We start from the raw sequence: 23,231 nt of genomic DNA, 5'->3' as shown, positions 1-23,231 counted from the left end.
TCATGCCCGGATGGCCTCCGCGATCTGGTCAAGGCGACGGTCGGTCTGGCCTTCCTTGCCCCATGCCGCCACGTCGATCTGGCCTGTGACAGCGGCGGTTACGAGGGCAGCGCGAAACTCCTCCAGTCTAACAATCGACTGTTCTGTTTTTCCCTTCAATCGCCGCTCAAAATCGACCGCCTGCTCAACGGACTTCTGCAATTCTGGTCCGGGGACGGGGATTTTCTCTTTTCCAAGTCGGCGCACGTTGAGGGGCCGGTTACGACCAGCCGAACCTCTCGATGCTTCGTTGAGAAGGAAATCGCCGTAACGGCTCCGCAGGAGGCCGAGCAAATAGGACGTGTTGACCCCGGACCTGCCCCGATAAACAGGGTAACGGTGTGAAACAACGCAGCCTTCTTCATCGGCGGTGGCGAGAGCGACTGCACCTTCCCATGCGAACTGACCGCTTAGGATAAGATCGCCAGTCTCAACGAAGAAAAACTCGGAATCGCCCATGCCTTCTTCGTCGGCGGCGGGCTTTTTGAAAATGCCGCGCCCCCGATTATAGAGGCCGAGCCGAACCAACTCATCATGTTCGGATAACGTAACCCGACGCGAAACGCGGTGCGTCAGATGTTCAAATCGTATGCGTGGAACATTGGCGTCTGAAATTGCTTGGTCCACAAGCGCCTCAATCCGACGCGCCACGCCCGTCACGAAGAGGCGCTTCTTCTGGATCAACTGGTCGATGTGGGCGATTTCGCGGTCGAGGAAATCACCGATGGATTTTTGAGTTTCGAGACTTGGAGTGCGTATCCAATCGTTCGGAAAGTCCGCGAACTTGATTGACTGACGAACGCCAGCCCCAAGCGAGTAGTAATATTTTGCAAGATCGAGCGCGAGCAGAGTGTAGGCCCAAAATCGTGGATCATGGCCTTTGGCAATCTCCAAGGCGTCGTAGGCGGAGGTGATGATTCCGCGCTCCGTCACCAAACCTTGCCGGATACTGCGCTTATCGTTTTGCAGGTCCGTGAGCCGCATGACGACATTGCCCGGCTCAACAATCTGGTAGGTTTCAAAGCTCTCGGGCAACAAGCCTTCGTTGGCTTCGATGTCCTTCCGAACAATACGGCCATAACTTAGGGAAAGCAGGTTATCCTCCTGCATACCCGTGTTCTTCATGCCTCTGCGGACGTGAAGGACATTGCGGAGTTTGTTCGCTTGCCAATCAGCCGGGGGCGGTGTTCCGTGAACGCGCTCTTGCAGAGTAATCACGCCGCCACCTCTTGCAGCAGTTCGGCGATCTCCGCCTCAAGCGCCTTTAGCTCCGCGTCGATCTCGTCCAACGGGCGGGTCGGAGTGTAGCGGTAGAAATAGCGGTTGAAGTTGATCTCGTAGCCGACGCGGCCGGTTTCGCGGTCGCGGGCATCACGATAGGACTCATCCACCCACGCATCGGGAACAAAGGGCGCCACCTCGCGCGCGACATACTCGCGCCAGTCGTCTTTCAACGGCACTAACTCGTGGTCGCGCAGGTCGGTATCTGGTTCGGGATTGCCATCCTTGTCAGCGCAGGTGTCGGCTTCCTCGTCACGCTCGGAGAGCGCCGAAAGGATCGCCTTCTTGATCGGCCCTGCGATCTTCACGCCCTCGGCCTTGAGTGCCTTGGTCAAAGCCTTGTTGAAGGTATCGCGGTTCGTGAAGAGCGTGTCGCCCATCGCCAGTAAGACGGCCTCGATCTCTTCCTGCTCGTCCTCGGGCAGACGCGCAAACACCTTCTCGTCGGCAAGGCGGGCGATGCGTTCTTGACTGGCCTGAAAATTCAGGCGCAACGGACGTTCGATGCGGATTTCGCGGTAGCCGAAGTCTGCAACGTCGAAGATTTTGGCAACGTCGCCTTCACCGCTCACGCCGTTCAGGAAGCCTTCGTAGATACGCACGATATCGGCGCGGGCCCCTTCGGGAATCTCGCGGCGCTTAGAGCCGAGGGATTTACGCATGGAACGCCAGAACCGTTCGCCGCTGGCGTCGATCAACTGCACCTTGCCTCGGCGATTGTCGGGCTTGCGGTTGGTCAGCAGCCATACATAGGTCTGGATGCCGGTATTGTAGAACAGGTCAGTGGGCAGAGCGACAATCGCTTCGACCCAATCATTCTCAAACATCCAGCGGCGGATTTCGCTTTCGCCGGACCCGGCCCCACCCGTGAACAAGGGTGAGCCGTTCATGACGATGCCGATGCGCGAGCCGATTTCATCGTTGCGCATTTTCGAGATCATGTGTTGCAGGAAGAGGAGCTGGCCATCGGAAATGCGCGGAGTGCCCGCTCCGAAACGGCCATCGAAGCCCAAGGTGTCGGCTTCGTCCTTGATCGCGTCCTGATACTTTTTCCAGTCCACGCCGTAGGGTGGGTTCGACAGCATGTAGTGGAATTTCTTGTCCTTGTGAGCATCCTGCGTGAGCGTGTTGCCGAAGGCGATCTGCTCGGGATCGTGGCCCGTCACGAGCATGTCGGATTTGCAGATACCGAAGGATTCTCCGTTCAATTCCTGCCCGAACAATTCGACTCGGATTGAGGGATTGAACTCTTGCAAGGCGGCTTCGGTGAGGGCGAGCATACCGCCCGTGCCGCAGGCCGGATCATAGACCTGCCGGATGATGCCGCGTCCGGTCAGCTTGGTATCGTCATTGGCGATCAGCAAGTCCACGATCAGGCGGATCACTTCACGAGGGGTGAAGTGTTCGCCCGCCGTCTCGTTGGAGATTTCCGAGAAGCGGCGGATCAACTCCTCGAAGAGATAGCCCATCTCGATATTGCTGACCGTATCAGGATGTAGGTCGATCTCGGTGAAGCGCTCAAAGACGTTCCAAAGGATACCCCCTTCATTGAGGCGCTTAAGCTGGTCGGTGAACAGAAATTTATCGAGAAAGATGTCGCGGACGTTGGCCGAAAACTTGGTAATGTAATCGACCAAATTGGCGTGAAGCTGGCCGGGGTCTTGGCCCTTGAGGGTGGTCAGCGTGAAGCGGGATAGGTTGTAAACTTTCACGTTCCCGCCCACCGCGCCGAACAAAATCATATCGCGGGTGGCGTCGTCCACGCCCTCGGGAACCGAATTCGCAGCTTCGAGAACGGCGTCCTTGGTGGATTCGAGGATGCAGTCTAGTCGGCGCAATACGACAAAGGGCAAAATGACCTTGCCGTATTCAGACTGTTTGAAGTCACCGCGTAAAATCTCGGCGATTGGCCACACAAAACTGCCAAGGTTGCGGACTTCTTCTCTTTGCATCCGTTAATATCCTGTCATTCTCAAATTTACGCACAACGGCCGATGTTGCGCCCAGGGGCGCTTAGAACAATGCTGGCTAGGCGTCTCGCCGTTTCCCTTTGAAGGGCAAAACTCTAATTTCCGATTCTCGCTCACGGGCTTGTGCGATGTCATAGCTGCTTTGCATCTGCACGAGGGTGTCCCTCGGCACGCCGAATGCCTTCTCGATGCGCAGCGCCATTTCCGGCGACAGGTTCGCACGCTCGTTGAGCAAGCACGAAAGAGTCGCGCGCGTCACGCCCAGCACGTCCGCGGCCGCCGTCACCAACAGGCCCAGCGGCTTGATGATTTCATGCCTGATGAAACCGCCGGGATGGGCTGGGTTCTTCAACCGGATGTCTGCAATCGCGGGCATGGCCGCATCCCCCTGCATCGTGCGCCGTTCGGCAACACTATACAGGTGTCGGAGCGCGGCCAAACTCTATCTTCACCCCATCCCGGCTCCCGCCGTCTTGTCGGCGATGGGCGTCGGCATGACGGCCTGCGCGATGGCGAGCTGCATCTGTCCGGCGCGCTCGCTGATCGCGGATACCAGCTTGCCGCGATCATTGGTGAAGATGGTGGCCGATTCCTTGGCGCGGGAAATCCCGACATAGAAGCTCTTCTGATCGACGAGGTTGGTCGCCTTGCTGTCAGCGTGGATGATGACATGATCGGCGGTGCGGCCTTGGGCGGCAAAGGCGGTTTCGACATAGGCGTGGGCGATATGCCGATCACGGGCGGCGTCGAGATTAAGCGTCTCGGTCTTGCCGCTCGGCATCTGGACGATGACGGTTCGGGTCCGCTCATCCACCGCGATCACATCACGGCGCTCGCCGTTGACGCGGCCCGCCTCGCGGTCGTTGCGTGTAAACCGGATGCTGTCGCCGCTTTTCAGGTCCAGCGCCTGCGGCGCAAACGCTTGGCTTTTGCCCGCACCCCATTGCCTGAGCCGCCAATCCACCTCGCGCCCATCCTCCGATCTCAGAGCAATGGCGGCCTTCGCCGAGTCGATGGATTCGACGCGATAGGCTTCCCCACGCGCCACGCCCTTATCGACATAGTCGCGGGTGAACCGCACCACGTCGCCCCTATCGTAGCTCATCGGATCGCGCGCCTCGGCACGGGTCAGCCCCTTGTTGGCGAGCCCCTGCACGGTGACGCCGGGACCGGTGAGAGCGCCCGATTTCATGAGCGCGGCACGAATATCAGCGGTGAGCGCATCACGACCCTCGCGCGATGGTTCGATAACAAGGGTGCGAGCGCGACTGGCCTTGTCCATCCCGGCATATCGCTCGGCGATGGCCGCGAACCGTTCCGCGCGTTCGGTATCCTCGATGATCTGCCCGCCACCGCGATCCAGCGCGGCGAGCGCCTTCTTGGCGTCTCCCTCGATCGACGCCAGCACCGCCTCCTTTGTCGCCGCGTTGGTTTGCCGGACGATCTCGCCGAGTTTCGCGGTTTTCATGCCCGCACCCTGCAACTGCGCGAACGCCGCGCCCGCCTCGACCGACCCGAGTTGCTTTACGTCGCCGACAAGGATGATGCGGGCATCGTGCTTGTCGGCCAGGTCGAACAGCCGCGCGGTTTCGCGGGCCGACAGAAGCGACGCCTCGTCCACGATCCACGCGGCGGGTTGGCCGAGATGCGGGCGCTCGGGCGACAACAAATGCCGCGCGACCGTATCGCTGCGCGTGCCCAGCCCCTCGCCCAGCACCATCGCCGCCGATGCGGTGGGCGCGAGCGCGATGATGGATACGCCCCGCGCCTCGGCCTCGCGGGCAAAGGTCGCGAGGACGGTCGTGGTCTTGGCGGTGCCCGCATAGCCCTGAACGGCGGTGATGCGGTTGCGGCTGGTCAGAAGCTGTTCGGTGGCCGCGCGCTGATCTGCGTTCCAGCCAAATCCCGCGCGCTCGGCCTGCGTCACCGCGCTGGCGACCGCCTTCGCGGCCGTAAGTGGCGGTGCGATGGGACCAAGCGCACCGCGCCCCTCGGCCTCGATCCGCAGCATCTTGGCTTCGGTTTCGATATTCTGGCGCGTGGTGAATCCGGCGAACTCCGCACCGCGCCGGTCAATAAAGGTCCGTTCGAATAACTCGACCTGTTTCATTGCGACGGCGATAGCGGCGCCGATCTCGGCATGGCCAACCTTGCCCAGCCCGACCCGCCCGGCCTCCTCCTGCAAAGCAGCGGCGGAAAATACCGATTGCCGCTCTCCGAGCTTGTCGGCGGCATGGGCGACAGCGCGATCCGCCAATGTCGCCTGCTCGGCCATGTCGGCGCGGTGCGCGGGGCTGGCGGCATGGGCTTCGGCCTGCTTGACCATCGTCAGCCGCGCGTCCGTTCCGAACCCGGCTGCGCTCGCCGTCTCGCGCCAATCGGCAACAAGCGCGGCATGATCGGTCGCGACCTTCGCCTGCCGAGTATCGAGCGCGGCGATCTGCTTTTCAGCAGCGCTGGCGGCATCGCGCGAGGTGCCACGCTCGCCAAGCGCTGCTTCGATCTCGGCGCTGCGAGTGCTGAACGCCCCGATCACCTCACTGGACACGCCCTTGATCTCGAATAGCGAGTCCTTGCCGGTCTCGATCTCATAGCCGAGTTCGCGGACCTTCAACGCCAGTTCCTGCCGGTATATCGCGCCGATCTGCTTTTGTAGCTGGTAGATGGCGCGTGGTTCCAGACTGCGCCACGTGCCGTCCTCGCCCCGCGTCGCGTTCATAATGACATTATGGGTGTGTAGCTGTGGGTCTTGCGCCCGGCTGGTGCCATGCTGGAAACTGGCGATGGCGAGATTGCCCGTCGCCTCGCGGGTCACGGTGCCGCCGTCGCGAATGCGGGTGGCGGCCATATGCTTCTCGACATGCGCCATCGCTGTTTTGACCGCTTGCCCATGTGCCGCGATCAAGCGCCGGTCGCCCGCGACCTCAGCCATGATCGACACCGACTTGGGCGCGCTCAAGGTCAAGTCCCAGCCGGGGCGATGTTCCAACTGGCCATCGCGGAATGTGCCAAGCTGCTGATCGCCGATCTTGCCGTCGAGCAAATCGCGGAACTGATCGCGATCGACCTCGCCCGACAGGCCCAGCGCCTCCGCGCCTGCGCCCTGCCACTCGGACGGCGACAGACCGCCCTCGGCATAATAGTCGTCGGCCTCATAATAACTGCTGGCTTGCGCCGAACTGGTCAGCGCTGAAACGGACGCCACCATCAGACCGGCCCCCGGCTCTTGGGTGGCGGCGGCGACGGCCGCTGCGATGGGGGCGTAGACGGAGACGACGGCGCGGTCTGCACCGCCTGCTGCCAAAGCGTGGTTTTCGGATGGCCCGCGACGAACCCCGGCTGGCTGGCCTTGCCACGCCGCGCGATATGATCGGCGGTGAGCCTGATCCGCGCGACCGGCAAGCCATCGGGGAACAGCAAATAGCCCTCATACTTAGGCAGGCGGAGCTCGCTTTCGAGAATGGCGGGCCGCATTTTCCGCATCCGGCCCAAGGTCGTGCGCGGCGTGTCGTCGCCCTCGGCGAGCGCATCGGTCATGGTCTGGATTTCGACTTCGCATTCGCCGATCGTCTGGCTGGCCCAGACGCGGGTCTCGCTGTCGATGGTTTGCAGGAACAGCTTCGTGTTGCAGCAACCCAGCATCGACTCCGCGATCTGCGGCCCATAGCGGTGCCGCATTTGGCCGAGCGCCTGAAAGGTCAGCACGACCGCCGCGCCGAACTTGCGGCCTTCGGGCAGCAACCGCGCGAGATTATCGACGCGCGGCAGGTCGGCCAGTTCGTCGAGCACGAACCAGATGCGCCGGTCGGGCGACGGGGGCAGCCCCAGCACGGCGCTCGCCGCGCATTCTAGCCAGCAGGCGAGCAGGGGCTTCGATGCCTCGAAATAATCCTCCTTGCGCGGGACGAATATCCAAGGGCGCGCGCCGGTGCGCTTGTCGAGCCCGGCGATAAAATCCCGGAACGCGAAGGGCGTTTCATCCTTTGCTTGGGTGCGAAGAAACTGGATCAGGTTCGCGGCCTTGGCGAGCATAAACAAGACGCTGCCCGTTGCGCGGTCGGCGTCCTCGGCGAAGGTCCGTGCGGACGAACTGCCCGCCAGCCAGACTTTGAGATCGTCCTTCGTGCGATCCTGCAGCGCGTCGAGTAAATCGGGCAAGCTGCATTTGCCCTCTCGCCACAGCGCCCGGATCATATTCGCGACGAGGATGCGGCTGGTTTCCAGCCAGACATCGCGGTCGTGCTGGCCGGTCTCGGTGATAAGCTGCTGCGCGATACGGTCGGCGTCGGCGGGGTGCGCGATCTCGGCGAACGGCGACCAGAAAGCGCAGCGGGCATCGAACGGATTCAGGATGATGTCGCCGCGCGCTGGATCGTAATAATGCGCGATGAATTCGCCGCTGGTATCATACACCAGCGCCGCTTCGCCGCGCGCCTCGATCCCATCGAGCATCTGGCGCAGCGCCGTGGTCTTGCCGCTGCCGGTCGTGCCGATCATCGCCATATGCCGCGTCTCGAGCCGCGCCGGGATCGGCACCGAGCCGATGGCGAGCGCATGGGGTTCGGCTTCGGCGGCGGTCAGCGCCGCAAGCTGCTTCTCGGTGGTGACGAGGGTTCCGGCGATGACACGATCGCGCAAAGCGCGCTCGCGACGCCGCGCCCTGACGCCGCGCAACAGGAACAGGCCGGACAGCCAGCCCACGAAACCGAGCAGGCCGCCCTTGCTCGATAGCGACAAGAGGCGTGATGCCGATCCGCGATAATAGCGGTCGGCAACCACCGCGCGGGCCGGGACGCGATATTGTGCGCCCTCATATGTGACGTTGACTGCGGGATCGGGACTGAAGGCGATCCAAAGTGCTCCGCGCGCATAGGCATAAACGCCAATCGCCCATTGCTCGTCCTTGTCGAGCATCGTGTAGGGCGCGCCGATCGCGCCCAGGGCGATCGATGCGAGCATGACGCCGACCTGTCGCTTGAACCGCTGCCACTGGCTAAGCCGATGGTGCCGGCGCACGGCGTCGGCATGAATGCGGCGATCGTTTAATTGGGTCATGGCCGCTTCCCCTGCGAAAGCCGCCGCTGGCGATCATAGGCCTCGTTGATCTCGGCGACAGCGATCTCATCGGTGGTGCGCTCGCCCAACCCCGCGCTGCGGGCATAGCAATAGGCGGCGCAGGCGGTGAACAGCGCCCGGTCCAGTATATGTTCGACATCGGCAATGCGGTTGCTGACCGACGCCAGTTCGGAGACCAGTTCCCCCGATATGGCATCGCGCGCGGCCGGGTCGGCGAGCGTCGCGACGCCCGCCTTCACGCTGCGCTGGAGCATCGCGTAGACGCTGATGCCTCGGCGCTCGGCGAGCGCACGAAGCGCCTTGTCGAGCGACACGGGCACGCGGATGGTGTGGCGAACGAGTTTCATCGGCCGCCTCCCCTGCGACAGCGATCCGCTGTCTCATCTAACGGCAGAAATCCGTGCTTTCCGAGTGCGCCGGAAAAACCGCTGTCGGATCGCCGCCTCGAAAAGTGGCGGAAAAGCGGGATGCACCCGTGCGTGAGGTGTGTATCCAATTTACGGGTCCGATGCGTAGCATCGTGGCCCTGCGACCTCGCCATAAGGGCGGCCGGATCAGGCATGGTCCGAACCTTTCCGGCAAGCATCGCACAAGGAGCCGTCGGGTTCGCCGGAGCAGCAATCGCTGGGTCGATCGCTCGCGTTCGGCATGGCCTCGGCTGGCGGTTTGGCGGAATGCTCGTCCACCCATCGGGCGATTACCGCACGGGCTTCTCGGTCGGTCTTGGGGCGGTCGATCTCGCGGCGCTGGCGCGGCTGATCGTAAAGACCATTTTCGACGATCCAGTCGCGTATTGCTCGCTCGACCGCTTCCTGCACGCGCCCGTCGAGCCGATGGGCTTCAACCGGATCGAGATGCGTGGTTACGCCGGGAGACTCGATTAACCCGCCCAGCGGAAGATAGCTCACGCCAACCTTCTGCAACGGGCCGTCGATCCGCAAACTTGAAACCTCGCCCCGGTGGATATGGAGCGACGGGCGCTCATTGAGCGTCCAATGCGCGATGGAACTGCGATAGGTTTCGCCGTCCTCGTCGTCCGCGAGCAGCCGCTCGATCAGCGGCAGGGTGAATCGGGCGATGCGATAGTCGGCGGTGAAGTGGAGCGTGACCTCGCGGCCACCCCACAAGTGATGGGCCAGCCGATCCATGACGCGGTGAAAAATGGACATGGGGAATCCTTTCGTGAAATCACGATGCAAAGCTCTCGGGTGCTTCGGGGAGCAGGCGCGGAGTGGCCCGCCAGTTCAAAAGGCTGGGGCCGTGGAGCGCCTGCGGGTCAGATAGCGGTGCGGGATTGGGCCAAGCGCCGGATGGATTCCGTCGTCAGCAGGGTTCGCCTGCCGATCTTGATGGCGTCGAGGCCGCCGGATTTTATCAGGGCGTAAACCGACGACCGTCCAACGCCGAGCGCCTTGGCCGTGTCATTAATCGATATGGCTATGGGTTCCATTTGCTTGTCTCCTTGCTGCCGATTCGTGGCGAGAGACATGCCAAGTTGCACAGGGTTGCCAGCGTGTCGTCCAGCAATGGGAAAGCCGTGGAAGTCTGCCGATGACGCGGGTTACAGAAATGCACGGATGCCGTCCGGAAATCCTTTCGCAGCGATCGAAAAACGATAACGCGGGTCAGCGCCTTTGGGCGGACGCGATCATTTCCAAATGCGTGCAGATTTTTTCCGCATAACGCGTCAACTGATCGCGGCGGGGCACGTCACCGGACTCATCGGCATTGTTTTCGAGCCATTTGTGCAGCCAATCTTTGACGGTGCTGATGGCCGCCGTTCGATCGGTCATATCCAGAGTGCCTAGCCGGGGGTCGCCGATCAGCGAGATAATCGCATCGTCATAGCGGTATTTGGTGTTCCGGCCAGGTCCGCCTCTCCGCTTCGGTCTGCTCATCGCGAGCATCGTCTCGACATCATCGCGATGAAGATAAAGGTCGGCGGGCAGCGACATCGCGGTCGGGTAACGCATGACCATCCCCCGATCCTTGCTGTGTTCGGAGAACAGAAAATAACGCAGCTTGCCGAAGAACTGCCTGCGTTTGAGCGGAACCCGCTGCTTGCGGAAGCGGGAAAGATAATAGGCTTTCGGGCCGTCCACCTTCTGCAAATAGCCCAGCACCTCGTCAAAGAGCCGGTCCGACGCGTGGGGCAGTTTCAACGGCGCGTCGGGGATTTTCAGGCCATATTGATATGCCTGCCGACCAAGGTGCGGCGCTATCGTGGCTGCCAGCGAAGCCAGCGTGAGGTAGTAGAAGATGTCGGTTGCTGTCGAATGCCCCGAGACAAGGATGCCGATCAGGAAGACTATAGACAGGAACCCAAACACGAAGCTGATGATGAAAGCGAGATTATAAAATCGCAGCGGCGACGGCTTGGCGTGATTGATGATCGCCGCGTTGAGGCTCAAGCCCTCGTCCAGATCGTCCGATCTGAATTGAGCCAGCACCTTCCAGAGCGGCACGTTGTCGGCTTCGTCCCCGTCTCCAAAGATTTTCCAACCTTCACGGGGGCGACCTGTCATCTGTTTCCTCCGTCGCGCAATTCATCCAGATAGTCGCTCCACCACTGCGCCATTTCAACACGTTCAGCCCAATAGGCCGACTGATTGTATATGCGGCGTATCTCGCCGGACACCATATGCGCGAGCGCCCGCTCGATAGCGTCGGGATTCCATTTGCCAGATTCGTTTAGCAGCGAGGAAGCCGATGTACGGAAGCCGTGCGTGGTCATCTGCTCTTTGGTGTAGCCCATGCGGCGCAAAGCGCCGGTGATGGTATTCTCAGAAATTGGACGCGCTCGCGTCCGAACCGATGGGAACGCATATTTCCCTTTCCCGGTCAGCCCACGCATACTCTCCAGAATCTCCAATGCCTGCCGCGACAAGGGCACCGCGTGGGGCTGCCGCATTTTCATTTTCTCGGGCGGCAGCGTCCAGATTGCTTTCTCAAAGTTGATCTCGGCCCATTCCATATGCCGCAACTCGCCGGGTCGCTGAAACAGATGCGGCGTCAGTTTGAGCGCGTGCATGACTGCCGGATCGCCCTCGTAGTCCTCAATAGACCGGAGCAACCCACCAAACCCGACGGGGTCGGTGATCGCCGCAAAGTGCTTGACCCTCGGCTGGATGAGCGCGCCCAAAAGCAATTGTGCAGGGTCTCGCTCTGCCCGTGCCGTGGCAGCCGCGTACCGGAACACCCTACTGGCAAAAGAACGAAGCCGCTTAGCAGTTTCATACCGCCCCCGTCGTTCGTGGTGTTTGATTTCATGCAGCAGTTCGGCGGGACTGATCTCGGCAACCGGCCTGCGTCCAAACTCGCTTCCCAGCAGCTTTAGCAGCCAATGATATTTTTCCAGCGTGCGTGGCGACACGCCTTCCTTTTCTCGCTTGGCGATCAACTCCTCCGCCACTTTCGCAAAGCTGTTTTCCGCACGCATACTTGCTTCTATGCGAGCCTGCCGCTTGGCAAAATTGGGGTCGATGTCGTGGGCCACTTGCCGGCGAGCCGCGTCGCGTGCCGAACGCGCCTCTGCTAGCGTGATTTCCGGATAAGACCCAATCGCCAGCTTTCGCTCCACACCGTTGATACGGTATTTCACACGCCAAAGCTTGCTGCCTCTCGGATTGACCAGCAAATAAAGCCCCTGCGAATCCGCCACTTTGTAGGGCTTTTCCTTGGGTTTTGCGTTTCGGATCGCGGTATCGGTCAGCGGCATTGGGGGCCTCGCTTCCGTAGGGGCTTTGCAATGCCCCCAAAAAAGGCCCCCATCTTCCACGATTACAGGCAGACAAAGGCAATCGCCGACAATCAGCGACTGGTCATAAACTAGCGGAAATTAGGGATTTTTTCAATCACCAACAGGTGTTGGCAAACAGGAAATTGGTAGCGGAGGAGGGACTTGAACCCCCGACACGCGGATTATGATTCCTGTGGTTACCTCATGTTTTCAGACACTTAGCTGTAAAACACTCGGGAATTCCCTGCAATCTTATCAAAGACTTAGCCGACGGGGTGTAAAGGATTTAGCACGCCGAAGTGGCAGCTTCCAGCGCGTCGGTATAGCCGATCCGACGGAGCCCCTGCGCGGCAGCACGTTCGCTCTTTTGCTTCAGCGACAGCGCGGCCCAGTCGGCGTCCGCGACCTGCTCATTGAGCGGCACGATCTTGGTCGGCTTCTCCGAGGCGCACTTCTGGATCACCGGCACCGAGACGTGCTCGACCCGGTCCTTGATGACGGTCGGCCCGCCGCAACCGGCGAGCAGAAACACTGCGAATAGAGCGGCGCGCATCAGAAGCCCTCCTTGTAGAGCTGGTTCAAGGCGTCCTCGGCCTCGCGAATTTGAGCCCAGCAATCGGCACGATCACCGGGGTCCATGGCGTCTTCGTCGAGACGACGGATCAGTTCGGCCCGCTTTCGGTTAAGCACGGCCACCTTGGCCGCGAGCTCAGCGTTCTCGGCGCGCAGCCGTTCAGTGTCACGGCCGAGCTCGTCGATCATTTGGCTCTGCGTCTGCGCAGTCCCCTTCCACTGGGTCAGCGACGCATCGAGCTGATCAATCTGCGTGGCCGTGTCCTCCCATTCGAGATCGGGATTGTCCGAGGCGATGCGGACGCTGTCGAGCACCTTGCCGGCCTGGTCGCTGATCACGTCGTACTTGTCGTGCCAGTATGCACGCAGGTGATCGACCCGAAGGCCCCACGCGAGAAGCGCGGCGATGACCAGCATCGTGGCGATGCCGACGGCGGATTTCAGATACGCGATCACGGCATGTACCTCTCGATGCGCTGATGAAGGTTGGCGGGCGTGTAGCCGGGGATCAGGTTGGTTAGGCAAACCTGACGCTCGCGCTCACGGCGAAGGCGAAGACCGCGCACCGAGCAGTACCAGTGCCCGTTCTTCGACTTGAAGCAGGATTCGCCGCTCTTGCGGTAGCGGGCCACCTGCGAGATCGAGACCTTGATGTTCTTCCACGAAAGGAAGGCATTGCAGCCGCCCACCCAGTCGGCCGCGCGAAAGCGCTTCGCCGCGGTCGAGCCACAGATATTGGTGACGCCGTTGTTGTAGGCCAGCGAGGTGATGGCCGCTCGCTGATAGTCGCGTCCCGACGCCTTGAGCTGCGGCACGCACTCCATCATGGGCTTGGCGTGCACGATGAGCTGCTTCTCGAGGCGCCTGCGGCATCCTTCGGGCGTCTCGACCATGTTGGCCCGGACGTTCTTGGTGTCACCGTTGCAGATGGTCCAGACACCAGCGATGTCGCGGTAGGCGCGATACTCGGTGCCTTCGTCGGCCGGAATGGTGATGTAGAGAATACTGGCGGCGATCGTGCCGATCACCCCAGTGAGCCCTAGCGCCTTGTTGCGCGCAGCGCGTTCTGCAGGTGGCCTAGCCACTGGTCTTTTCCTTCTTCTTGGTCACGCGCGCGAGGAACACGAGCCCCCAGAGGGCGCCGCCCACGAGGATTTCGATCCAATCGGGCACTCGCTCGCGCACCGCGTCCGGCATCATGTTCCAGACAGTCAGGATGCTGAGCCCGGCGCCTGCGGCCCAGACCGAGGCGTAGCGCCAAGCGTCGCGCCATTCGTCGATCAGAGAGATCTTCACCGCTTGCGCCTTTCCTTCTCGGCGTCGACGAGGAACTTCACATTTTCCTCGAGCCGACTGAGACGGGTATCGACGGCCTCGACCTTCGCGCGCGCGGCGGCGGCATCCGTCTTTGCTATCGCCACGTCGCCCGACAGGCCTCCGGCCATGTAGGCGATCCCCAGAACCGACAGCACGAGCCCGCCCCACGCGGGCCAGCTGGCGTTCTTCTTGCCCTGACGCGCCTCCCAGACGTCGAGCATCTGTTCGGCAATGACTTTCACCTGGGCAGCGTTGGCAGGATCGTTGGCCATTCTTCCATCTCGCTGTGCGGGTTTCCGATCAGCGTTTGACCCGCTGCTTCAAATTTCGAACGGAGCTTTCATGATCAAAAAACTCACCTATTCGGTCACCTTCCCTACCAACGGAATCTCGCTGTCCGGCGACCTATCCCTTCAACCGGGCTCAACCGCATTCGTCGGCCCCAACGGATCGGGTAAGACGTTCGGCTCGATCGAGCTCATTCGGTATCTGCTGTTCGGGAAGAAGGCGCTCCGCGGTCCCGCGTCGGACTACAAGGCGCTGAGCGCCGAGGGCATTTTCGAGATCGCGGGCAAGGAGTATCGCGTCGAGCGTCTGCCGCGGAAGGAGACGCTCTGGGGACCAGACGGCGAAGTGCTGGCGGTGAACACCGAGGCTGTGAACCAGAAGCTGCTCGACATCCTCGGCTTCGGCCTCGACGTGTTTGACGTCGTGTGCGCTGCTCGTCAGAAGGACAGCGAGCGCCTCAGCCAGATGAAGCCCGCAGAGCGGAAGCGGCTGATCGATCGCATCCTCGGCCTCACCGCGCAGGAGAAGGCCGAGAAGGATTGCAAGGACGAGGCGACCGGACACCGCAAGCTCGCTGAGGCGCTCGCCGACGGGCTGGTCCGGCCTGAGGAGCCCGCGCGGCCGGTGTCCTATCGGCCGGTCGAGGAGTTGGAGACAGCTCTCGCCGCCGTGCAGACCTATGAGAAGGAGAAGGCCCGGCTCGAGGCGATCGTCGCGCAGGTCGGAGAGGAGCCGCCGATGGTTGCTGCCCCTTCGGTCGACATTGCTGATCTTGAGGGCCGTGCCGAGGCTGCCCGGTCGCTGCGGCAGGCGCATCAGGCCCGGCTGGCTGAACTGGAGCGTATCCCCCTGCCCGTCTACACCCTCGAGCAGATTGAGGCGTCCGAAGCATACCACATATTTCGGACAGAGCTGGACCGCCGCGGCCCGAAACCGACACGCACGTCCGAGGAACTGGAGCAGATGCGGCATGTGTGGCACCAGTTGCAGGCCGCCGACGGCGACGAGGTAACCTGTCCGCAGTGCGACCACAGCTTCGTGCCCGGGCGCCCCGAGGGGCTTGTCGAGCCCGAGCTTTCGCTGGCCGAGATCAAGGTCGAAGAGAGGGCCAACCAGATGTGGGAGACCCCCCTTGCGACCACTCTTCATCCCGAAGTGCTCGTCGAGGACCCCGCTGCTGAGCGTGCCGCGCACGCTCAAGCCGATCGCCGCCGCGAGCTCGAGGACGAGATCGCTCGCTACGTCGAGCCGGAGGACGTGAGCAAGGAACTGGCCGAAGCGCGGGAGCTTCTTGCTGACTACCGGGCGAAGGCTTCAGAACGCGAACGGTGGGAAGCACGAGCCGAGGCAGCGGCGGAGGCGCGCACCGCGTTGCAGAACCTCAAAGTGCCCGAGGGGAATGCAGAGGAATTGTCACAGGCGCTTGTCGAATCTCGCGTCTATGACCAGCTCCTCGCCGCCTACTGGACGCAGCGCAACGCCTATGACGAGGCGCAGGCGAAGATCGCGGACGCGAAGCAGAAGGCGAAAGATTTTTCCGACGGCGCCAAAGCGCTGGCCGATGCCCGCGGGCTGGTCAAAGCCTATCTCGCCCCCTCGCTGTCGAAGGTGGCGACAAGCCTCATCCATCAGATGACCAACGGCGTGCTGTCATCGGTCGAAGTCGACGAAGACATGAACATCATGGTCGACGGTCAGGACATCGGCACCCTGTCGGGAGCAGGCGCGACAGTCGCCAATCTCGCTGTTCGCATCGGGCTCGGCCGCGTGTTGGTCAGTCAGATCTTTCCCGTGTTCATCGGCGACGAGATCGACAGTGACATGGACGCCGAGCGCGCCGCGGCCACCGCCGAGGCCGTCGCGTCCCTGTCCGACCAGCTTGAGCAGATGCTCATCGTTACTCACAAGGAAGTCGACTACGCGGATCAGGTGGTAATCCACCCTCTCGCATAGCGACTTCTGGGAAACTAAGAGCCAGATTCTTCGGCACTAATTAGATCTCCGGGCATCAACCCGGAGATTTTTAGTGAGTTTGACCCCCCAAGATAAAGCCGCAATTCTGGAGCATTACCGGCGCAGCCGGAGCCCCTTCAAGACTGCCACCGCACTGGGCTTCGAGCTCAGCGACGTGTGGGAACTAATCAACGAGAGCGAGCATCTGCTGCACGCCCGGCAGGAGCGCCACGGCGGCTACGGCCGCCCTGAGATGGTCCGCTTCACCGTAGCGCGGCGCCGCGCCGGCACCGGCTGGAACAATGCCGCCCCCGAGCTTCGCCGCGCTCGTCGGCAGTACGAGGAAGGGACCGTCGAGCTCGCCACCGGGCGCGATGGTCTGTGGGAAATTCTCTACGCCATTCCGCGCAAGCGCCCGCAGCCGCGCCCGCACTATTTTAAGCTGGGAGTCTGATCGTGACCGACACTGCACTTCGCTACAACGAGGGCAAGACTCGTTATGACCTCATTCCTGCCGACGCGCTTGAGCAGCTCGCAAAGGTCTATACGATCGGGGCTCAGAAATATGCCGCTCGAAACTGGGAGAAGGGCTTCGACTGGATGTCCTGCTACGCCTCCGCAATGCGGCACGGCCAAGCTTGGGCGCGCGGCGAAGATCTCGATGTCGGCCCCAACGGGGAGTTTGGCCCATATCCGGAAAATCCCGACATCCACATGCGTTGGACCGGCTTGCCCCACGCCGTGCTGGCGGCCTGGAACTGGATGGCGCTGACGACATTCTTTCTTCGCGACGTCGGCGAGGACGACCGAGTTGTTGCGGGTAAGCCCGGCTAGCCGTGCCACCTCCCATACACGCAGTGCGTCACCTCGTGACCGATCCACTGCGGCTGATACGACACTGCAGGGTCCACGATGTGGACCCTGCATTCGTTTGGGAGGATCTCGCCCCACGCCATGAGCTCTCGCCCGTCTTCGAGCTTCGGCCCCGCCTTGCGCAGGTCCCCGATCGACGGGTGCACCACGAAGGTGATGTTGGGGCGCGCCCGGGTGAACTCCTTCTTCTCGAACCGGTAGCCATCGGGGGCACCGCCCCCGCAACTTGCCAGCGCAAGCGCGAGCAGGAGGATCAGGCGTCTCATTCCGGCGGTGCCTCCGGCTGCGGGGTCGGGATTTCCAGAGCCGCGCGGCGGTCGAACAGCACCTTCAGATCAAGGCTCACGATCTTCTTCACGCGGCCCGCGCGTTCCTTGAGATCGTCGCTCAGCGCAGCGTCAGCGATCGAACCCAACGCCGTGATCATCGCTTCCAGCTCACCACAGTCATCGAGCGGCGCCAACAGCGCCAGCTCCGCCAAACGGGCCGTCTCTGCGGTCTCCCAGTCGGCCATCGCCTGCTGGTAGGTCAGCTGATCGAGCGTGGCCTGTTCTTCGGGGGTCAACGGGGGATATTCGGGCACTGGTTTACTCCTCGGTTACGACAACGGAAACCCGCTGCACGGTGCTCGTGGTCCCGTAATTGGGGATGGTCTGGAACACGCCGCCAGCACGGGTCAGCTGAGCCGTTGTTTCGCGATCAGCCAAAGAGGCGTTATTTTCGGTGTATGTGAAGGCGATCGTGGTGTTGAGCGTGATCGTGGCGGTAGTGGCGTCCGACACGGGGCGCTCACCGGAAAAGGTTCTCGTTTGAACCGTCGTAGTCTTCGTTTGCGTCCCCACCGTGCTGGAGCCCGCCTTCTGCGTGAGCGCCAGGCTGCTGCTCGGGACCGTGTATGAGCCTGAAGCATAGGCGGCAGCGTCGGAGTCGAAATCGCTCCGCCCTTGGACCGTAGCTGGGTAATATCGGGTCAGGGTTTGTGTGTATGTCCAGCTGAGCGCGATCACTTTCGGACCGCCGTTGGTGCCATACGGCCCCACCGTAACGGAGGCGTCGGGAAGGGTGCTGCTCGTCGCAAGGGAGTTTTTCAGAACCCCGGCCGACAGCGTCCCACCGAAATAGGCGTCGCCATTGGTCTTGATCCAGAAGACGCCGTTGCTCTCCGAGCAGAGGTTGAGCGCCATCTTGGGACCATACCAGCGCAGGAACTGGTTGCTCGTACCGAACCCCTTGCCGGCAACCTCCATGAAGGTGCCGGTGTCAGTGATGATCCGACCGTTATTGAGTAGCAAATCGCCATTCACGAGCACGCCCGCAGCGTTGACGCCGAAGATGACCTTCGGAGTATATCCCGGCATCGCGACCATGAACTTGTCGGCCTGGACGATGAAGTCGCTCGTCGTGCCGTTGTTGTTCTGCTGGAAGCCCGAGATGTGGCCGTTGGAGTTGAGCGTGACGCTGTAGCGCAGCTGCAACCCGTTCAGCGACGTCTGCTGCGTCGAGATCGTGGCACCCTGCGTCGAGACGGTCGTCTCGAGGTCGGCGAGCTGCGTGTCGTGGGTCGCGAGGACGCTCGACACCGACGTGATCTCGGCAGACAAGTCATCCACCTGCTGGGCCTTGATCTCACCATCATTCGCAGGTCGGACGTTGACATAATACCAGTCGATCGACGTCTCATTCGATGCGCCCGAGGAAGACGGAAACGCGGACCACTTGTTCATGAGGTAGAGGTTGAGCGTCGTGTTGGCGGGGTTGTAGGTTCCCGACATCTTGACCAGCTTGCGCCACGAGCGGATTCCAGCCGCCCCAATGCCGTTGCCCGTTGCCTTTGCCGTGTCGGGGTCGTTGTAGAAGTCGAGGATCGCGTCCTGATTGGACACCCCCGAATGACGAAACAGGATGCCGGAGCCCCGGAAGTCCCCACCCCGGAGACGAACGTCCGCTTCAATCACAACCCACTGGTCGGGGCCGAAGGGCTGGGCGTATTGACCCGTGTAAATGAAGCGCCGAATGCCCGCGTTGACCAGTCCGGCCCCACCGTCCATTCGCATGTAGTAGGGCGACCCGTAGCGACCACCGCTGTAGCGAGTGTAGGTGGGGGAGCCCGCCCACCAGACATATCCATCGGGGGCGTTGTTGGTGGTGCCGCTCCACTGGGCAAAGTTGCCGTTGTCAAAATAGCCCTGCGACGCGAGCTGAGCCGACATGACCTCGCTCTGCTTGGCAGCTGCCGCAGCGGCGGTGGCGAGAACCTGCTGCGCCTCCGAGATGTCAGCGAACGAGGCCGAAGCGTTGCTCTCGGTGACGTCCTCGACCCAGAAGCCGTAAACGCGGAGCCAGCCCGAGGCCTGATTGTTCTTGAGTGCAGGACGGAGCTGGGTCGCCATCCCGATTTCCGCAGCGGAATAGGTCAGGTCCACGGTCTTAATCTGGCGCGTATCGGTAGCCGTGAAGTTGCCGATCTTCGGGTTCGACAGAGAGCCGCCCGACTCACCGAACAGCCGGGGGTAAACCGCGACCGCGACGTTGCCCCCGTTTGTGTCGCAATCGACGTAGAAGCGATAGGTCCGGTCGGGTGCAACCGGGACCAGGTTGAAGGTGCTGAGATAGTTCTGGGAACTCAGCGAGAAGCACAAGGCTCCACCTGTGCCCGCCACCGGGGTTGCAGCAATCTCGGCACCAATCGTCGGGGCAGGGTTGAGCGTAAAGTGCGTGCTGTCGGCCATCTTTGCCGTCGTGGCGCGAAAGGCGTTGGCAGCGTATTGCGCCGTGAGCGAGCGATCGGAGGCAGCAGTTGCCGCTTCCGCCGATGCTACAGCGGCCGAACCAGAGGCAGCGGTCGCACTGATCTCGGCGGCTTTGCTCTCGGTGATGTCCTCGACGTAGAGATAGTCGACGCCGACCGTCGCCGCTGCAGCCGCAGTGTTCGAGTTGAAGCTGATCGCGAACATGGCCGCGTCGCCGAGAGCGGCGGTGTCGAAGTCGAAGCTGCCCTCGATCCAAGTATTGATCGGAGGAGAGCCAGGCGTGGTGTGCGCGGTGACCACGTTCACATAAGCGCCGGTGGCGTCGAACTTGCGAATATAGACCGCGTTCGCGCACGCCGCCGTCAGATAGTAGCGCCAGTAGACCCGATACTTTCGGTTGGGCAGAACCTGATGCGCGCGCTCGCGCATGTTTTGGCGCACGTTGGTGCTGTTCACCAGCACGGTGCCGGCGCCATTCCAGTTCTGAGCCGGGACGAACAGGCACGGTCGCCCTGCCCCGTCGTTCTCGCCGTCGCCACCATCCCATCCGGTGATGCCCTGCGACAGGTCGCCGTTCGGGGTCATCCCCTGTGAGGCACCAAAGGCAGCGGCCAGCTTGGCGTTGGCGATCGCGATGTCCGCGCTTTCTGCTGCGGAAGCGACGTCGCCATAGGTGTCGAACAGATCCTGAAGATCGCTCTGAGCCGTCGAGATCGCGTTGAGGACGTCTTCCGAAGCGACGCCATTGACCTTGAAGGTATCGAGCGAGATCCCGAGGCTCGTGTAAAGATCCTCAGGCGGAACGACGTTTCCGTCTTCGTCTTTGATGTTATCGCCGATGGTGCCACCCTCGGTCGCCCCCGGCTCGGCCGGCTTCAGGTCATCGATCGGCGTGCCATCGGCATAGTAGCCCGGCTTCAGGTTCTCATCGACGACGATCGAAACGACGACCGGCTCCGAGGTCCGACCCGCCCTGTCGAGGGTCGTGATACGGAAGTCCCATTTGCCAAACTGGGGATTGACGATCTCGATCGAGGTCAGGCTGGTGCGCGAGTTGATGCGAACCCAGTCGGCGCCATTGACCCGATACTCGGTTCGATAGCCCGCGAGCATCGCGCCCGCGGGGCGCTCCCAGTTGACGTTCAGCGTGAGATTGGTGCCGTAGTCACTCTCGAACGAGCCCGTCGAAATGACTGCGTTCAGGACAGGAGGCACCACCACATTGCTGGGGGGCACATAGCCTTCCTCGGCCACGCCCGAGTCCGAGGCGTCCCACTTGCCAGTGTCGATCTCGATGGCGGAAATGGCAACGCGCTCACCGTCCGGCTCGACGTGCGTCACACGATACTGCTTCGGCAGTGCCGGGAGATTGGTCGCCTGCAGCGCCAGGTTGGCGTTCGGCGCCACATTCGCGGGCAAGGCCGAGGCCAAGTGAAGCGTCGTGACGTTGCCCCGTTGTGCCGCCGTGTTCGTCAGAGCGACGGTCTGGGTGATCGTCGGAAGCGTGACGTCTTCACCCTGCGGATCAACGTCCGCGTCAGGCGCGTAGTCCGGATTGGGCAGCGTGAAGGTGACGTCGTAGTCAACGCCGAGCTCGAGGCGCAGGGGATCCCGCACCGTGACGCTCATGCGATCAGGAGCGACGCTGATGATGCGCCCCGTCGAGCGCGTATTCTCGTCGGAGTCGATAAGCGTGCCGAGATCGCCGTCAGCAATCAGGATCGTGCTGAGAGGCCGCACAAGACGACCGCGGCGGTTGGTCGTGAAATTGACCATCCGGGTCTCGCGGGTCGATACCCGCAGTCGCATGATCGCGCGCCGCAGCGCTTCCTGACGCCCGGTGCAGCCGATGGCGACAATTGTCGTGGGCTTACGCCCAAACCGGGCGATGTGCGCGGAATCGACGACCCGCACACGATCTTCGCGATAGCCGAATTCCTTGTTGAGGAAGACGACCGTGATGTCGTTAAAGCGCGTATCGACGTTGGTGTGCGAATAACGGAACTCGCCTTCGATAGCTTCGAGAGTGAAGAGGTCCGAGGGGTTTTCAGGCTTGTCCGCCTTGATCCGCCACTCGCCCGCGTTCTCTTCCCACGCGAGCGCACCGACCGCGCCCGCCAAATAGGGGACGAACTCGGCCGCCTTCTGGGGCTCGTTGATCGCGATGTTCAGGGAGTAGCGAGGCTCTGTGCCGCCGTTCCCATCGGGCACCATCTCGGAGAACCATTTGGACGCCTCAAGCGCGTCCCACTTATTGAGATGCGCGCCCGGCGAGACCGAGGCCATGCCATGGAGAGCGTCGGACAACAGGCCGTTGATGTTCCACGCCGGGTCGGTCGTGAAGGACCGAGCCCAGCTCCCGTCCCAGATCGCCGTCGTGTAAGCGCGCGTCTCCGGATCGAACACCCCCGTGGGGGGTACGGGCACGATCAGCGTATCGTACTCGCCCTCGACGGTGGGAACGCCCGTCAGCTGGTCCGACGCCTTCCCGTAGACCTGAAGCCAGGCAAGGCCCCGCCACGGTTCGGTGACGCCCAGCTTGGTGTTGTAGCCCGCCGATACGGACTCCCAAGTGATCGTGCGCTTTTCGAAGTTGGGGTCGGCGTCGACGCTTTCTTTCTCGATGAGGCGCGCACGCACATCCCAGCCCACGTTATCGTAGGCATCCGTATTCGGCACCGTGATGCGCAGTTCGTGGACGGCGACGCTCGTCGTCTTCCCGGTGATCTTGAAATAACCGAGGTTCGTCTCGGGCTTGTAATTGCCCGAGGGGTCGTACTTGGCGCGGGGGATATAGACCCGCTGCCCCGCGAGCGAGGACGGAATGCCCGACTGACTATACGACTGCGACGGCGTGCCCAGCATCGGCGAAATCCAGTTCGTCGTGCCGGTGGGCTTGAGCTGGATTTCGATGTTGGCCGTGTGCTCAAAAATCCCCGTTTTGTCCTGCCGATAGAGCTGGTTGACGAGGAAGCGAAAATCGAGGAAGTCCGCGCCGGTGTTGGCGATCGACTTTGTGACCCACGGCCCGGGGCCGCTCGAATTGGTGTTTGATAGTGCCAGATTGACGGCGACGGGCGAGCCGCCTGCGCCTAGTCGGAGATTCACCTCCTGAGGGAAAGAGGTGGGATCGCCGTCGGCGAGAATGGCGAGGAAATTCTCGAAGTTGAGCTTGCCGCTCTCGTCTTCGAGAGGCGTGCCGTCGATCTTCAGAGATTTGAGGCCCCGCGTCAGTCCCTTGATGGGGCCGGCGCACAGTCCGAGCAAACCCTCGAACGTGTCGGTCGAGCGCAGCGTATCGGGCCGCTGCTTGAAACTGCTGCTACCGCCGCTGCCACCTTTGGCGCCTGAGAAACCGTGCATCCTCGCGGC

The 23,231-nt window shown here is 62.1% G+C and carries 21 protein-coding genes; 3 read left to right on the top strand and 18 right to left on the bottom strand.

Features of this window, described 5'->3' with window-relative positions; all coding sequences use genetic code 11:
• From KNJ79_RS05550 to KNJ79_RS05480, 15 genes are all read right to left on the bottom strand, one after another.
• Positions 1–1,164, bottom strand: coding sequence for a restriction endonuclease subunit S (locus KNJ79_RS05550; RefSeq protein WP_317153135.1), 1,164 nt, complete (start codon positions 1,162–1,164; stop codon positions 1–3).
• A gap of 89 nt (positions 1,165–1,253) precedes the next feature.
• Positions 1,254–3,272 (bottom strand): type I restriction-modification system subunit M, encoded by a 2,019-nt coding sequence (locus tag KNJ79_RS05545; protein ID WP_317153134.1) that lies wholly within the window; start codon positions 3,270–3,272, stop codon positions 1,254–1,256.
• A 76-nt stretch (positions 3,273–3,348) separates the two neighbouring features.
• A complete protein-coding gene (locus KNJ79_RS05540; protein WP_317153133.1) occupies positions 3,349–3,666 on the bottom strand; it encodes a HigA family addiction module antitoxin in 318 nt (105 codons plus the stop codon).
• A 72-nt stretch (positions 3,667–3,738) separates the two neighbouring features.
• Positions 3,739–6,498: a MobF family relaxase gene (gene mobF, locus KNJ79_RS05535; RefSeq protein WP_317153132.1), complete on the bottom strand. Its 2,760-nt coding sequence runs from the start codon at positions 6,496–6,498 to the stop codon at positions 3,739–3,741.
• Positions 6,498–8,345, bottom strand: coding sequence for a type IV secretion system DNA-binding domain-containing protein (locus KNJ79_RS05530; protein WP_317153131.1), 1,848 nt, complete (start codon positions 8,343–8,345; stop codon positions 6,498–6,500). Before KNJ79_RS05530 ends, mobF begins: the two co-directional genes overlap by 1 nt.
• Complete coding sequence (locus KNJ79_RS05525) at positions 8,342–8,713, bottom strand: hypothetical protein (protein ID WP_317153130.1); 372 nt, start codon at positions 8,711–8,713, stop codon at positions 8,342–8,344. The genes KNJ79_RS05530 and KNJ79_RS05525 overlap by 4 nt, the downstream gene beginning before the upstream one ends.
• Before the next feature lie 207 nt (positions 8,714–8,920).
• Positions 8,921–9,565 (bottom strand): hypothetical protein, encoded by a 645-nt coding sequence (locus KNJ79_RS05520; protein WP_317153129.1) that lies wholly within the window; start codon positions 9,563–9,565, stop codon positions 8,921–8,923.
• Positions 9,566–9,642: 77 nt separating this feature from the next.
• A complete protein-coding gene (locus KNJ79_RS05515) occupies positions 9,643–9,816 on the bottom strand; it encodes a helix-turn-helix domain-containing protein (RefSeq protein ID WP_004210706.1) in 174 nt (57 codons plus the stop codon).
• A 175-nt stretch (positions 9,817–9,991) separates the two neighbouring features.
• Positions 9,992–10,891 carry a hypothetical protein gene (locus tag KNJ79_RS05510; RefSeq protein ID WP_317153128.1) on the bottom strand — a complete coding sequence of 300 codons (900 nt, stop codon included), beginning with the start codon at positions 10,889–10,891 and terminating at the stop codon, positions 9,992–9,994.
• Positions 10,888–12,084: a tyrosine-type recombinase/integrase gene (locus tag KNJ79_RS05505; protein WP_317153127.1), complete on the bottom strand. Its 1,197-nt coding sequence runs from the start codon at positions 12,082–12,084 to the stop codon at positions 10,888–10,890. Before KNJ79_RS05505 ends, KNJ79_RS05510 begins: the two co-directional genes overlap by 4 nt.
• A gap of 307 nt (positions 12,085–12,391) precedes the next feature.
• Positions 12,392–12,658 carry a hypothetical protein gene (locus KNJ79_RS05500; protein WP_317153126.1) on the bottom strand — a complete coding sequence of 89 codons (267 nt, stop codon included), beginning with the start codon at positions 12,656–12,658 and terminating at the stop codon, positions 12,392–12,394.
• Positions 12,658–13,134 carry a hypothetical protein gene (locus KNJ79_RS05495; RefSeq protein ID WP_317153125.1) on the bottom strand — a complete coding sequence of 159 codons (477 nt, stop codon included), beginning with the start codon at positions 13,132–13,134 and terminating at the stop codon, positions 12,658–12,660. The genes KNJ79_RS05500 and KNJ79_RS05495 overlap by 1 nt, the downstream gene beginning before the upstream one ends.
• A complete protein-coding gene (locus KNJ79_RS05490; protein ID WP_317153124.1) occupies positions 13,131–13,706 on the bottom strand; it encodes a lysozyme in 576 nt (191 codons plus the stop codon). The genes KNJ79_RS05495 and KNJ79_RS05490 overlap by 4 nt, the downstream gene beginning before the upstream one ends.
• Before the next feature lie 49 nt (positions 13,707–13,755).
• Positions 13,756–13,974, bottom strand: a complete 219-nt coding sequence (locus KNJ79_RS05485) for a DUF7940 domain-containing protein (protein ID WP_317153123.1) — start codon at positions 13,972–13,974, stop codon at positions 13,756–13,758.
• Positions 13,971–14,267, bottom strand: coding sequence for a hypothetical protein (locus KNJ79_RS05480; RefSeq protein ID WP_317153122.1), 297 nt, complete (start codon positions 14,265–14,267; stop codon positions 13,971–13,973). The genes KNJ79_RS05485 and KNJ79_RS05480 overlap by 4 nt, the downstream gene beginning before the upstream one ends.
• A 70-nt stretch (positions 14,268–14,337) precedes the next feature.
• Here KNJ79_RS05480 and KNJ79_RS05475 point away from each other — a divergent pair, with 70 nt between their 5' ends.
• The 3 genes from KNJ79_RS05475 (at position 14,338) to KNJ79_RS05465 (ending at position 17,070) form a co-directional block, all read left to right on the top strand.
• Positions 14,338–16,236 (top strand): hypothetical protein, encoded by a 1,899-nt coding sequence (locus tag KNJ79_RS05475; protein WP_317153121.1) that lies wholly within the window; start codon positions 14,338–14,340, stop codon positions 16,234–16,236.
• Positions 16,237–16,309: 73 nt separating this feature from the next.
• Positions 16,310–16,690: a hypothetical protein gene (locus tag KNJ79_RS05470; RefSeq protein ID WP_317153120.1), complete on the top strand. Its 381-nt coding sequence runs from the start codon at positions 16,310–16,312 to the stop codon at positions 16,688–16,690.
• 2 nt (positions 16,691–16,692) lie between these two features.
• Positions 16,693–17,070 (top strand): dATP/dGTP diphosphohydrolase domain-containing protein, encoded by a 378-nt coding sequence (locus tag KNJ79_RS05465; RefSeq protein WP_317153119.1) that lies wholly within the window; start codon positions 16,693–16,695, stop codon positions 17,068–17,070.
• Here KNJ79_RS05465 and KNJ79_RS05460 read toward each other — a convergent pair.
• The 3 genes from KNJ79_RS05460 to KNJ79_RS05450 are packed head-to-tail and all read right to left on the bottom strand — an operon-like array spanning position 17,067 to position 23,222.
• The gene (locus tag KNJ79_RS05460; RefSeq protein ID WP_317153118.1) at positions 17,067–17,375 is read right to left on the bottom strand and encodes a hypothetical protein; all 309 of its coding nucleotides are present in this window, start codon (positions 17,373–17,375) and stop codon (positions 17,067–17,069) included. The genes KNJ79_RS05465 and KNJ79_RS05460 overlap by 4 nt on opposite strands.
• On the bottom strand, positions 17,372–17,692 hold the full coding sequence (locus KNJ79_RS05455; protein WP_317153117.1) for a hypothetical protein: 321 nt from the start codon (positions 17,690–17,692) through the stop codon (positions 17,372–17,374). Before KNJ79_RS05455 ends, KNJ79_RS05460 begins: the two co-directional genes overlap by 4 nt.
• Before the next feature lie 4 nt (positions 17,693–17,696).
• Entirely contained in the window at positions 17,697–23,222 is a 5,526-nt protein-coding gene (locus tag KNJ79_RS05450) for a phage tail protein (protein WP_317153116.1), read from the bottom strand.
• Positions 23,223–23,231 lie beyond the last annotated feature (9 nt).

Origin of the sequence: Sphingopyxis indica, from assembly GCF_032879645.1 — a bacterium.
GTDB classification, from domain to species: Bacteria; Pseudomonadota; Alphaproteobacteria; order Sphingomonadales; family Sphingomonadaceae; genus Sphingopyxis; species Sphingopyxis indica.
Note: the sequence above shows the minus strand (reverse complement) of the source record. Positions and strands in the feature narration are given on the sequence as shown.